The organism is Candidatus Margulisiibacteriota bacterium, from assembly GCA_003242895.1.
Lineage (GTDB): Bacteria > Margulisbacteria > Riflemargulisbacteria > GWF2-39-127 > GWF2-39-127 > GWF2-39-127.
In genome coordinates this window covers 1-12,848 of record QKMY01000070.1, presented here as the reverse complement: position 1 = coordinate 12,848, position 12,848 = coordinate 1, and the positions used below count along the sequence as shown (strand labels likewise).

Genomic DNA, 12,848 nt, shown 5'->3' with positions numbered 1-12,848 from the left:
ATTACCTGGACAGCATGAATCTGAATCCCATGGACACCACATCTGAATCGACTGGATACCTTGTTTCTGAATCACCTGGCGCCTTGCGCCTGAATCTGCAACCAAACATTACAGAATTTTATAGGACTAAGTTTTTGGTATAGTTCGGTGGTAGTATGTCCTACATAAATTTCATTATATTTTTTCAGTGGTTTAGGTATTTTACATGATTTTGTTTCAGCGCATTGTTTTGCATACTCTATTAATTGTCGATCCCACATAAATACATCAGGAGTATTATCTTCTAGTGGTTTTCTCCAATCAAATCCACCATGCACAAATAAACGATCTTGATCATCAAGGTACTTATAAATAGATGTTCTTAAAAGCTTAATATGTTCATCTGGAACCCCATCCGGATATGATAATATTGTGTTTTGGCCGCCTTGTGAAAACCATTCTGGATTAATTACACCAAACTTCGCCCAATTCAAGAATCCCCATAACGAATCATGATTACCAAGTATATTTATTAAATTATCAATTTTTAACAATTCATCAAAACATTCTTTAGTTTGAGGATAACTATCAACAGTATCACCTAAACAAATTAAGGTATCAGTTGAATAATTAAATCCAGATCGTTCCATGCACTGTTTTAAAGCTTTGTATGAACCATGCATATCAGCAATACATAAAGTTCTATTCATATTTATCTCTCTCAGTGTAACTTATCCATTTTTATATGAAATATTGTCATATTCTTGTCGCACTATAATATAGTTAAGTTGTGCGAAGACATTTTACTATTTTAAGGCGGTGAGCATTAAAATAGTGTGATTCATTTTTAACCCCAATATTATTTTGATTTGATATTTTTTTTCTTTCGCCTTTTAATATCGCCCTAATTATTTTTTTAGCTGTATCTATTCGAAATGAACTTTTAACTTTAGGTATTAATATTACTCTTTTTTTATTTGTTTTTTTAATCATAACAAGCACCCTTTGAAAATAATTTAACATTATTTGTATGGATATTTTTTAGCTTCAGTAAAGATTTTTTATTCGCGTTCATTTAAACTAATTTTTTTTGTAATTGCAAGATTAGCTTTAGCAATAAAATCTATTGCTTTTTGACCTTTTAATTCAGGGATAGGCTGCAGAAATACAATACTCATTAGATAGTTTCTTCTATATTTGTATTGTTAAGGATTTTGTAAGGTCCTATAAAATTATTATTTTTATCGGTGATTCCTGCTTTTACGAGTAAAGCTCTGCCAATTTCTGGATTCTCTTTTACTTTTTTATTAAATTTTTTTAGTTTTTTATTAATAAGTTTGTAATCCGGACTTTTCATAAATACACCTCGAACTTGAGAAATTTATTGATATGAATTTTCTATTGTATTTTATATAAATAAATGCACAATCCAACCAATTCCTAACATAAATATCGAATTCAATATTCCTTCAAATAGTGTGATAATAAAAATTCCCCAATTTGAAGGTTCTGTTGTTTTTGTATATTTTGTTTTACCAATTAAAAATCGAATTGTAAGAATTATCCCTATGGATACTGCAATTGTTAGTTGGGGAAGATTAAATATTGGGATAAAAAACCATTTCCAAAAAATAGTTAAAATCCATCCGTTTATTATTATTATAGGCATTATTCCTATTATTGAGATCATAAAAATTAATATCGGCATAATTCCCTTTATCTAGTGTTAGTTTTTCTAGTATCTAAGATTTATTTATTCAAATATCGAGCATATATCTCTCTAGCTTCCTTCAAGACTTTTTGATTAGCTGGTGTATTGATATATAGAATCATTAGATCGTTTACTAACGAACTTATTTGCACTCTGTTATAAAAAGCAAGCGCACTGAGGTTATAATAAATTTGAGGATCAAGAGAAAGAGAGGTGGTTTTTTTCTTTAGCAATATTTTCTCCAACTTGTGTAGAACTCGCATGTAATATTCTGACATAAAAATATTACCATGCGATGGACACATAAGTCCATTTCCATATTTCGCAATAAATCTTTTAATTTAAATATGGATATAAAGCAATTAGGTGAAGAAATACGGGTTAGAAGAGAAGCACTACAAATGTCCCAAGGTCAGCTGGGAGAAAAATCTAAATTATCTTTGAAAACTATCTATCGGATAGAAAATGGATTGAAAGATCCTAAAGTCTCATCGGTTTATCTTATAGCTAAAGCGCTTGATACGAGTATTCCTGAATTATTTCAAAAAATATCTTAATAATATTTTATTTTTTATCTTCTGTCATGTAGTTTCTTTACAGTAACCTCCGTTACAATAACTAATATTTCTTGCTTTATTACCTGTTTGACAATTATTTGCTAGAATGTAGTTATTCTACGGTGGGCATACGTGCTTTACACAATTTTGGTAAAGATAAATAATAGTTGAATTGTGGAAAGGTTAAAGAGGTTGACGGAAAGATTGTTATTTGAATCTTTTAAGTATCTGTGTAGCAAGCTTTCTTAAGAAAATATCATAAGAAAGCAGAAAGAACTAAACTTAAAACGAATTATTAGAATTGAATACTTGGTAAAAAATGTATTGTCCGGGAGGGGGGAGGACACAAATATTGGACAATCCCCTATATCAGCATACAAAAGAGTGGCTGCGAGGAATTATGAATAAAAATATTGAAAACTCCATATCTGAAAAACTCCCTTATTTAATTGATGAATGGGATTATGAAAAGAATGGGGGCTTATATCCCGAAAATGTTGCTTGGAGATCAAACAAAAAAATATGGTGGAAATGTAAAAAGGAACATTCATACCAAAAAGCTCTCAATAACAGAATAGATTTGAATATAGAAACAGGAGAAGTCCGTGATTCAGGTTGCCCATATTGTTCAGGAAAGAAAGTTTTAACTGGTTATAACGATTTGGCAACTACTCATACCGAATTGATTAAACAATGGGATTATAAAAAAAATATATTAAAACCAACTGAGATTACATATGGCTCAAAACAGAAAGTTTGGTGGTTGTGTGATAAAGGACATTCTTGGAATGCTGTAATTTATAGTCGGAAAAATAGAGGTTGCCCTTATTGTTCGAGTCAGGCTATATTGACAGGATACAACGATTTAGCAACCTTAAACCCAAAATTGGCGTTAGAATGGCATCCTGCAAAGAATAATGGGGTAACACCTGATACTGTTTCTTTAAATTCTCATAAGAAGTATTGGTGGCTGTGTGATAAAGGTCATGATTGGCAGATAAATCCTCATAATAGAAATTACGGAAGTGATTGTCCATATTGCTATGGACGTTTTGCGATAAAAGGCGAAACGGATTTAGAAACACTAAAACCCAAATTGGCTGTGGAATGGCATCCCACAAAGAATAATGGGGTAACACCTGATACTGTTTCTTTAAATTCTCATAAGAAGCATTGGTGGCTTTGTGAGAATGGTCATGAATGGCAGACATATATTTATTCTCGTGCAAGTGGTACTGGATGCCCATATTGTATTGGGAAAAGATCGATAGTAGGAGAAACGGATTTGGAAACAGTAATGCCAGAAATAACTGTCGAATGGAACTATGAAAGAAATAGAGGAAAGAATCCTAATATGTTCACCAAATCATCAAATAAAAAAGTTTGGTGGAAATGTGAATTTGGGCACGAATGGAGAACAGCAATCAATACAAGAACTTGCTTAGGAACGGGTTGTCCAGAGTGTGCGAAAAATCGTCGAAAATAATGAATGAAAAGAAAGGTGAATAACCAAAAATTGATATCGTACAAAATGAAAAATCGACGTTATCAGACGGTAAAAAATTTTTGGTTCCAGGAGTAACGATGAAAGTTGTTTTAGCAGAAAAACCTTCAGTTTCCAGAGATATTGCCAGGGTATTGAACGCAGACAAAAAAATGGATGGCTATTTTGCCGGGAAAGACTACTATGTTACCTGGGCATTAGGCCACCTGATTACTCTTGCGAACCCTGATTCGTATTCACCTGAGCTTAAACGATGGGACCTCCGGTCACTTCCTGTAATCCCTGAAAGTTTTCTTAAACTGGTTACCGCTGATAAATCGGCGGCCAGACAATATTCGGTAATAAAGAAGCTTTTTTGCAGCAAAGATGTTACTGAGATCGTATGCGCAACCGATGCCGGACGCGAAGGCGAGCTGATATTCCGGTATATTTACGAAATGGCTGAATGTAATAAACCGGTGAAACGCTTGTGGGTATCATCTCAAACTGACCAGGCGCTTCTTGAAGGTTTTGCCAAGATTAAAGATTCTAAAGAATATGATTCTCTTTACGATAGTGCGCGTTCAAGGGCAGAAGCTGACTGGCTTATCGGTATAAATGCCACTCGGGCATACACCGTGAGGTTCGGTCAAAAAGATGGTGTGATGAGTGTTGGCCGGGTACAAACGCCGGTCCTGAAGATGATTGTTGACAGGTACGAAGAAAACCAGAATTTCGTCTCCCAGACTTACTATGAGATTAGTGCCCTCATTAAACATAAAAATGGAGAATTCAAGGGTAAGCTCATAAATGAGAGAAACGAGCGGATGACCGATAACGCCAAGGTGCAATTATTGGCTGAGGAGATTAAGAAGTTTCCTGATGGTACGATAGGGGATCTAACAAAGAAGGCCAAGACCGAGAACCCGCCTCTCCTTTATGATCTTACTGAAATGCAAAAAGATGCAAATAAAAAACATAAATTTTCGGCAGAGAAGACGCTGAATTTACTGCAAGCCCTCTACGAAAAACATAAAGTATTAACCTATCCGCGTACTTCTTCCCGTTATTTGTCTGCTGACCTTAAGCCTAAAATAAAAGGATTGTTGCAGAATCTGCTTCCTTTATCTTCGTACGCTGGACATGCAGAGAACCTTCTGTCAAAGGATCTTAAGTATAGCAAAAAAGTTTTTGATGATAGCAAGGTAACTGATCACCATGCAATAATTCCTACAGATAAGAAGGCTAATTTGTCTGCACTTTCTTCTGATGAACTTACTATCTATGATATGGTCATCAGGCGATTTTTGGCGGCATTTATGGATGAATGTAAAAAAGAACTTACGGAAATTATTTCATTGTTCGGAAAGTTTTCCTTTGTATCCAGGGGAAGCGTAATTAAAAAAATTGGCTGGAGAGAAGTCTATGTTATAAACGAGCAGGAAGAGGAAGAAGATGAGTCCGGACAGCTGCTTCCTGTAGTTAAAAAAAATGATCCGGTATCGCAGGCTTCATTAGATCTGGAAGATAAGAAAACCAAAGCGCCTCCTTTATATACGGAAGCGATGATACTGGCTGCAATGGAAACGGCTGGCAAGCAGATAGAAGATGAAGAGATGCGCGAAGCCATGAAGGAGTGTGGACTGGGAACACCGGCGACTAGGGCGCAGATCCTTGAACGGCTTATCTCTGTCCAATATATCATTCGGGAAAAGAACAAACTGATTCCTACACCAAAAGGAAAACAGCTGATTGGCAATATTAAGAATGAAGAGCTTTTATCTCCCCAACTTACCGGAGATTGGGAGAAAAAATTAAATGACATCCGTAACCGGATCTATTTCCGGGACATTTTTATGGCTGAAATCAAAGATTTTACGAGAAATATAATAAATAATGTTAAATTCTACAATATCAACCAAAGTGCAGCAAAAGCGAGCACTGAAAAGCCAAGTGCTGCGAAATCCTTCGGTATCTGCCCGTTATGCGGCGGCAATATCGTAGAAACCAAAAAAGCTTATGGTTGCAGTAATTGGAATGAGAAATCATGTGCCTTTGTTATCTGGAAAACCATTGCTGGGAAAGCCTTGGAAGTTCAGCATGTTCAGCAGCTCGTCGAAAACAAAATTACCGGGAAGATTCAGGGATTTATCAGCAAAAAAGGGTCAAAATTTGACGCGGTATTAGTTCTCAATCAAGGGAAGGTAGAGTTCAGATTCTAGATTATTTGCAGGGGCGATTTGACTTTTAATAGTCTTTTTGTTGTAATTAAATTAAATGATCATATTAAATAAGTATCGCTATATTATAAAAAAATTGAGAGCGTTAGTCTTATTAATTTTGAAAGCGGATAATTTTATTTGCCTATACTGTAATGGATTTAGACAGGGGAAGGAGTTTATGGGTAAATATGACAACAAAAGTCTTTGAGTCTTTGAGTCTTTTTCAAAAAATGTTTGGTTCGATGATGTTGGTAACGGTAGCTTCGGGAATCGTGTCTTTCATTGTTGTTGGAGGGAGCAATTCTGCGGCTGTAATTATCGGAGTGATGGTTTTTCTAATAACTATTATGTCAGTGATCGTTTCATTGTTTTTGCCTCGACAGCTCTTCGCTCCGGTTAATAAGATTATGGAAGAACTTTCTAATGTTGTCGACGGCGAAATGTTCAGCAATATACAGCTGTCTGGGGACGATGGAATAGCCAGACTGGCAAGCGAAGCTCAGATGATCGCAGCGAAAATAACGAAGACACAGCAGCGATATCAGGAATGTCATACTCATTCTCTTTCAATTATTAAGGATCTTCTGGGAACGAATTCCCTTAATCTCGATATTAAACAAATTAATTACATTGTGGATGACTTGATGAGCGGATATCAAGTGCAGTTGGAGAGAGTTGAGAAAATGAAGAAAAGTGTTGCTGCGATTGATATTTTAACGAATAACATCGCTGCCGGAACGAAGGATCAAGTCTCATTGTTATCTGATACTGAAGAGACAATCATGAAGACAGATTCGGAGATAAAAACTTTTACCCAGACCTCGCAGAACCAGGTTGTCGATATTGAACGGGCCTCTGAAATTATGGAAGAGATGGCAAAAGCGATTAAACAGGTGAATGATGAATCGCGGCTTGTTTCTGATAATTCTATAGGCACTTTGGAAATAGCCCGGAAAGGTGAAGATCTCGTTGTAAAAACGGCAGAAGGAATTGAAAAAATAAAAGATACTGTTTTATTGGCAGCTAATAAAATTATGGAACTCGGAAAACAATCTTCGCTAATAGGCGAAATAGTCATGACCATAGATGGGATATCGGAACAAACCAATTTACTTGCCTTGAATGCGGCAATAGAAGCTGCAAGGGCAGGCGATCACGGGAAAGGGTTTGCTGTTGTTGCAGATGAGGTCAGGAAGCTGGCGGAAAGGGCTAGTAAAGCGACGAAAGAGATATCCGGGTTAATTGCCGGAATACAAAAAGGGACTGAAGATGCGGTAAAGTCGATGGAAGAAGGAACTAATGAAGTCCAAAAAGGCTCGACACTTGCAAAAGAGGCTTCGACGTCTCTGAAAAGTATTATCAAGGCAATCAATAATACAGTAACGCAGGTACAGAATATATCATCTTCAGTTGATGGGATGTCGAGGGCATCGTGTGAGGCTGTTATCACTGTTAAGGAAATGGCGAATATTATTGAAGGTAGTTTGAGTTCGGTCAGGGATTTGACAGAAACTTCTCAGGGATTGATCCATAGCATGGGAAAGATTTTTAATGTTGCGGATGAGAATAAAATGACCTCTGAGATGATCCGCAACGCTATTCAGCAAGTGTCTCAAACAATCCGGGAGATTAATGATATGACAAATGAAAACTTTGGTTCTTCTGAGAAAATCTCCGAAAGTACTCATGCTGTTGGTACAGCTTACGAAGGCTTTAAAAGTGGAATTCAGAGTCTTCAAGCAAACATTAGTGCATGCTCTGAGAAGAGCGGTAATAAATAATTAAACAATCCTATTGCTTACTTATTTGTGGGTATGCTATAATTCATCTGCTTTGATCTGTTTCGGTGATGCTGGCTGATATAATGTCCCTTAAGGATAATTATACAGACAGATAAAACCGGTTTTGATAACTTAATATGGCCCGGTAGTTCAGTCGGTTAGAACGCCTGCCTGTCACGCAGGAGGTCGACGGTTCGAGTCCGTTCCGGGTCGCCATTCATAAATAGCATAGCCATCGAGAAATCGGTGGCTATTTTTTTTGTCTATTTTTTGGCGTATTTGGATTTTCTAAAAATTTTCTAAAAGTTTTGTAGACTACCTATAGTGTAGGGCTGGTTCTGTCCCTAATCGTCCATACTTATATACAAGTGTATACAAGTATGGATATTAGTCAGTTAGTATTAGCTTGCTGATAAAATTTCGAACGTAGGGCAGTAGCCTGTATCTACTAGAATGAGCTAGTAGGTAAAGTATTCTTTTAATTCTGTGTTATTTTACCAGCATCGCTAACTCTTCTTCTCGTTCATATGCTTTTAGCCGACCAGATAGTATTCCTAGCCTATAGCTAATCCCTTCACTCATTAATCTCCAATTTGTATTACTTAAGGAATTGTTGATTAACTTCTTAAGTTTATTACAACTTGAGCGCTCTTGTCTCTCATACTTAGTATCATTGACCGTGAAGTCTACAATTACATATTTACTAATTTCAGGTTTGCTAAACTGTAAATCTTGGTATTTTTCTGTTGTTATGGTTCTTTCTATTAATTCTTTAATTTGTCCAAGTTTAAGGATTTGTATTTGTTTTGTTTTTTGATAATTGGGGTCTTGTTCTTTTTCTATCATTTCATTAAGTTGTTTCATTTTGTTGAATTCTAGTATTTTTTCATAGCCTTCTTTATCGCTCAGACAAAAAACATCTCGATATTTAGCAAGCAGTACTCGTTCTTGCTTTTCACGTTCATCAAATTCTTGTTTGTCTTTTTCCCAGTCCCAGACTTCTTTTTCCTGATATCCACATTTTTTTTTACATAAATACAAAGTTGTAATGACTTCGCCAGCTTTTGTTGAATTTTCTTCAAGCGGTGAATCGCATTCAGGACAGGGCAATGGCTGTTTTCTCCAGGCTGTGCCATCTTCGTAATATGCAGATCTTTTCCCGCAATTTTCACAGTCAAAGAAGAATAGCATTTGTTCTTTTCCATTATGCGTTCGAAATCCGCCTTTGTTTATTAGTTTTACTTGCGAACGACATTCTTTACAGCGAACACCACGTGGAGGCATGGCTTCGTTATATCTATTTTCTTTTTTTTGATCCTCCTCCATCCTTTCGTTGATAAATGCTTCTTTTTCTCGAAACAATTCAACCTTTTGGAAGTATATGAAAATATCAGAGAGATGTGTTATTCGGTTATCAATTTCTTCTGGAGTTAGATTTTTTATTTTGTCTTCGTCCTTCAAAATATTTTCTTTAAAGATTTTTTGTGTTTGTATACATTTTTTGATAGTTATTAGATCATAACTATCAATATAGTATTGTCTTTCTCTTAGATACTCCATCGTATATCCTCCTAATAGATATATTTGTTAGATTTAATATTGTGTAATTGTAATTCTTGTTGTTTTTTTAGTAAAAGAGTATTTTTTTGTTAATAGTTAATAAGACTGGGGATGTATAGAATGTTTTACCAAGATTGTTGTCAATGTTACAATTCAGATACGTTGTTAGTAAAGGATACTTAGAACCGAGGAAATAATGAACAGCAAACCAGCTCAAACACATTTTGATGAAATAATATTGATGATCCGGGAATCCAGATCACGCGCACTCAGAAATGTTAACACTGAGCTAATCGATCTATATTGGCGTATTGGTGAATATATTAGCAAAAAGATCGCAGAAGAGGTTTGGGGTAAAAGTATAGTTGAGAATTTAGCGGAATACATTTTAAAGCAGGAACCTGATATCAAAGGGTTTTCTTCCCAAAACCTTTGGCGTACTAGACAGTTTTTCGAGACTTACAAAGAAAATCCAAAACTCTCGCCACTGGTGAGAGAAATATCCTGGACAAATAATATGATAATAATTTCGCGATGCAAAACAAGTGAGGAACGAGAATTTTATCTTAGCTTAACGGCAAGAGAATATTTGAGTAAAAGAGAGCTGGAACGGCAGATAAACTCTGGTATTTTTGAGAGGACGATGCTGTCGGATAAAAAACTCTCACCAGTGGTAAGAGAATTACCGCAGAATGTAGCCGGGGCTTTTAAAGATACGTATATTTTTGAATTTCTTAATCTCCATGATTCCTTTGATGAAAAGTCCCTGCAAAAAGCGCTCATAAAGAATTTGAAAGATTTTATACTTGAATTGGGTCGTGACTTTACCTTCATGGGCGAAGAATACCGGTTGCAAGTGGGGAACAGTGACTTTTTTATAGATCTTCTCTTTTATCATCGGGAACTACAATGTCTGGTAGCTTTTGAATTAAAAGTCGATAAGTTTAAGCCTGAATACCTTGGGCAACTCGAATTTTATCTTGAAGCTCTGGATAGAGACGTTAAGAAGTCCCATGAAAACCCGAGCATAGGAGTCTTGCTATGTAGAGACAAAGACAGTGAAGTAGTTGAATACGCCTTAAGTCGTTCAGTAAGTCCTGCCCTTATTGCAGATTATGAAACAAAACTAATACCGAAGGCACTCCTGCAAAAGAAAATACATGAGCTGTTCGAGAATACAGTAGTAGATTAGTTATGTTGAAATATTTTCTACTTTTATAAATATCAGCATCAAACAATAGTTAAAATAGAATACTATAATTATACAAGAAGAACAATTTCGAAGGGCTCACATTTCCCAAAAAACACCTTTATTATTTAATTTATTTTCTACAGCCACCCTGAATACCATAAATATTCCCTTTTCCCCCCTTTCATTCCCTCTATTAGTAAGAACAATAATAAGGAGGGAATAGTAATGTCTTACGAAATAACTACTACTGATTTCTCAAAATTTGGGTATAGAGAACGAGTCATAGTTGAAGAACTTCTTCGGGTCTGGAGGGAACAGGGGTTGCCTGAAGATTTCTGGGGAGAGGAAGTATCGATCATGATGAATATGAACTCTGGTTATGTGTTCCTGACGAATAGCGAATATCAGGTGGCTATGATGAATGGAGACAAGCTAGAATCCTGGTATACATGCACTAACTGTGGGCATGAGGGCTTTGCGGAAGACATGGAGCACAACCTAGATGACCCTGACTGCCGCGATTATTTACTCAATGTCGGAGTAATTAGCGAAGACGACCAGGAAGGAGGTGAATTATATGAATACTCTTACTCAACAATTGAGTAAACTTTTGCCCCCGTTATATTCGACAGAGAACTTTCTGCCGGATCAGGTTCGCGTGCCGGTGAAGTTGTTTAATGCGTACGGTGTTGGTACATGGTATATCACGGAGTTCGATGGGAAGGATATCATGTTTGGGTTTTGTAATCTTGGAGACGATGAAATGGCAGAGTTGGGCTATGTGAGCCTCAAAGAACTGCAATCACTAAAAGTTTATGGAATTATACCCGCCATAGAAAAAGACCGCTTCTGGGATCCTCAGACTACCCTTCATGAAGTCGTTACATTTAAAGCTCGATAACCTGACAAACATTTACACAATAAATTAAGGATAAATTATGCGTAAGCCAGGTAGATACTGGCCTGGGGCTATATTTTTGTCCATTTTATCTATAACACTGACAGATTTGCAAAGAAAGGAAGCAAGAAAATGGGAGAAAAAGTTTTTGGATATGTACGTGTCAGTACCGATTCACAAGCGGAAAAGGGGTACGGTATAAAGACCCAAGAAAAAGCCATAAGCGATTATTGTAAAAAGCAGGGATACGAGCTGGTTCAGGTTTTCCGTGATGAAGGAATATCCGGTACTAAGATCGACCGTGACGGACTCGGAGCGCTCCTTTCAGCACTTAACGGTGTGAAGAAGATTGTGGTAATGAATACCTCGCGGCTTTGGAGGTCGGATACAGTAAAAGTTCTGTTAAAGCGGGAGTTAGAAAAACTGCATGCGGATGTGGTAAGTATCGAACAGCCCACATATTCAATATATGGGAAAGACCCAAATGATTTCTTAGTTAACGGTATTATGGAACTTTTAGATCAATATGACCGCATGCATATCTGTCTTAAGCTTGCTCGTGGACGGAAGACCAAAGTAAAGGATGGTGTTAAAGGATGTGGGAATGCTCCCTTTGGGTATAGATGGCAGCACGAAGGAGTCAGTAAGCCAGTCATTGCTCAAGACATGAGTAAAGTACAGATAATAAAAGATATCTACTCAGAATTTGGGAAAACTAAAAATCTAAATAAAGTAGTGCAATATCTAAACTGTAAAGCATACCTGACCGAGAGGAATCGTCCATTTTCACGCGGATCTGTTCAGCACATCCTCAAGAACAGATTTTATATTGGTGAGGTGCGCTGGGGAAATACTGTCGTCCAGGGACAACACATTCCGATTGTTAATAAGATCATGTTTGGACGTATACAAGTTTTACTCAAAAGCCGAGAAAGGAGCAAGCCATGAAAGAGTTTGAACAAATGTTTAGGGATGTAGGAACAGTGTTTGTTTGTTTAAAAAGTATCCGGCAGAAGATCACGGGATTACCGTGTTCAGGATGGTTGTTCTTTCTGCTATATGGGTGCTTCGTGGCATTCTGCGTGTATGACGCTTTGTATTGGGATAAGGTTCTAGGACCTTTGTATACGAATAAAAAAGATAATGCTCAAATCGTTTAGATATTATTATCTACTTCTTGAAGTAATTGTGAAAGCATTTCTTGAGGCGAACTGCTAACAATATTAGCTATGTTAAGAAAAGTACATAATGTCGGGTTTACTTCTCCAGCTTCTATTCTTTGGTAATGTCTCCACCCAACTCCTGCCCCAGCAGCGACCTGTTCTTGAGTTAATTTTTTTTGTTCACGGTCATTTTTGATAATGGTGTTATTTCTCAGAATAATCCGACTTAATGTTGCTGAATAATCTGGCCGATTCAAAATAAACCGGCCAGATTGAGAATAATTAAAAAGTTTCAGATGCAG

16 protein-coding genes and 1 tRNA gene are annotated in these 12,848 nt (G+C 36.5%); 10 read left to right on the top strand and 7 right to left on the bottom strand.

Annotated features, from left to right (window positions below; genetic code table 11):
* Positions 1 to 71: 71 nt before the first annotated feature.
* The 5 genes from DKM50_13415 to DKM50_13395 form a co-directional block, all read right to left on the bottom strand.
* Positions 72 to 689: a hypothetical protein gene (locus DKM50_13415; protein ID PZM77305.1), complete on the bottom strand. Its 618-nt coding sequence runs from the start codon at positions 687 to 689 to the stop codon at positions 72 to 74.
* 73 nt (positions 690 to 762) lie between these two features.
* On the bottom strand, positions 763 to 972 hold the full coding sequence (locus DKM50_13410; GenBank protein PZM77304.1) for a hypothetical protein: 210 nt from the start codon (positions 970 to 972) through the stop codon (positions 763 to 765).
* A gap of 184 nt (positions 973 to 1,156) precedes the next feature.
* Positions 1,157 to 1,336, bottom strand: coding sequence for a hypothetical protein (locus DKM50_13405; protein PZM77303.1), 180 nt, complete (start codon positions 1,334 to 1,336; stop codon positions 1,157 to 1,159).
* Positions 1,337 to 1,387: 51 nt separating this feature from the next.
* A complete protein-coding gene (locus tag DKM50_13400; GenBank protein PZM77302.1) occupies positions 1,388 to 1,687 on the bottom strand; it encodes a hypothetical protein in 300 nt (99 codons plus the stop codon).
* A gap of 41 nt (positions 1,688 to 1,728) precedes the next feature.
* Positions 1,729 to 1,968, bottom strand: a complete 240-nt coding sequence (locus DKM50_13395) for a hypothetical protein (GenBank protein PZM77301.1) — start codon at positions 1,966 to 1,968, stop codon at positions 1,729 to 1,731.
* 12 nt (positions 1,969 to 1,980) lie between these two features.
* On the opposite strand from DKM50_13395, the gene DKM50_13390 reads away from it, so the two are divergent.
* The 5 genes from DKM50_13390 (at position 1,981) to DKM50_13370 (ending at position 7,949) form a co-directional block, all read left to right on the top strand.
* Positions 1,981 to 2,247: an XRE family transcriptional regulator gene (locus DKM50_13390; GenBank protein ID PZM77300.1), complete on the top strand. Its 267-nt coding sequence runs from the start codon at positions 1,981 to 1,983 to the stop codon at positions 2,245 to 2,247.
* Positions 2,248 to 2,566: 319 nt separating this feature from the next.
* Positions 2,567 to 3,733, top strand: a complete 1,167-nt coding sequence (locus tag DKM50_13385) for a hypothetical protein (protein ID PZM77299.1) — start codon at positions 2,567 to 2,569, stop codon at positions 3,731 to 3,733.
* A 98-nt stretch (positions 3,734 to 3,831) separates the two neighbouring features.
* Positions 3,832 to 5,952 (top strand): DNA topoisomerase III, encoded by a 2,121-nt coding sequence (locus DKM50_13380; protein ID PZM77298.1) that lies wholly within the window; start codon positions 3,832 to 3,834, stop codon positions 5,950 to 5,952.
* A gap of 152 nt (positions 5,953 to 6,104) precedes the next feature.
* Complete coding sequence (locus tag DKM50_13375; GenBank protein ID PZM77297.1) at positions 6,105 to 7,733, top strand: hypothetical protein; 1,629 nt, start codon at positions 6,105 to 6,107, stop codon at positions 7,731 to 7,733.
* Between the two features lie 139 nt (positions 7,734 to 7,872).
* Positions 7,873 to 7,949, top strand: a tRNA-Asp gene (locus DKM50_13370).
* 273 nt (positions 7,950 to 8,222) lie between these two features.
* Here DKM50_13370 and DKM50_13365 read toward each other — a convergent pair.
* Positions 8,223 to 9,293, bottom strand: coding sequence for a hypothetical protein (locus DKM50_13365; GenBank protein ID PZM77296.1), 1,071 nt, complete (start codon positions 9,291 to 9,293; stop codon positions 8,223 to 8,225).
* A gap of 196 nt (positions 9,294 to 9,489) precedes the next feature.
* On the opposite strand from DKM50_13365, the gene DKM50_13360 reads away from it, so the two are divergent.
* The 5 genes from DKM50_13360 to DKM50_13340 all read left to right on the top strand — a co-directional run bounded on the left by DKM50_13360 (position 9,490) and on the right by DKM50_13340 (position 12,543).
* Positions 9,490 to 10,485 carry a DUF1016 domain-containing protein gene (locus DKM50_13360; protein ID PZM77295.1) on the top strand — a complete coding sequence of 332 codons (996 nt, stop codon included), beginning with the start codon at positions 9,490 to 9,492 and terminating at the stop codon, positions 10,483 to 10,485.
* Between the two features lie 225 nt (positions 10,486 to 10,710).
* Positions 10,711 to 11,091, top strand: a complete 381-nt coding sequence (locus DKM50_13355; GenBank protein PZM77294.1) for a hypothetical protein — start codon at positions 10,711 to 10,713, stop codon at positions 11,089 to 11,091.
* Positions 11,063 to 11,386, top strand: coding sequence for a DUF2958 domain-containing protein (locus DKM50_13350; GenBank protein ID PZM77293.1), 324 nt, complete (start codon positions 11,063 to 11,065; stop codon positions 11,384 to 11,386). Before DKM50_13355 ends, DKM50_13350 begins: the two co-directional genes overlap by 29 nt.
* 129 nt (positions 11,387 to 11,515) lie before the next feature.
* Positions 11,516 to 12,331, top strand: coding sequence for a recombinase family protein (locus tag DKM50_13345; protein ID PZM77292.1), 816 nt, complete (start codon positions 11,516 to 11,518; stop codon positions 12,329 to 12,331).
* Positions 12,328 to 12,543, top strand: a complete 216-nt coding sequence (locus DKM50_13340; GenBank protein PZM77291.1) for a hypothetical protein — start codon at positions 12,328 to 12,330, stop codon at positions 12,541 to 12,543. Before DKM50_13345 ends, DKM50_13340 begins: the two co-directional genes overlap by 4 nt.
* On the opposite strand, the gene DKM50_13335 is transcribed toward DKM50_13340, so the two are convergent.
* A complete protein-coding gene (locus DKM50_13335; GenBank protein PZM77306.1) occupies positions 12,540 to 12,746 on the bottom strand; it encodes a transcriptional regulator in 207 nt (68 codons plus the stop codon). The genes DKM50_13340 and DKM50_13335 overlap by 4 nt on opposite strands.
* Positions 12,747 to 12,848: the final 102 nt, after the last annotated feature.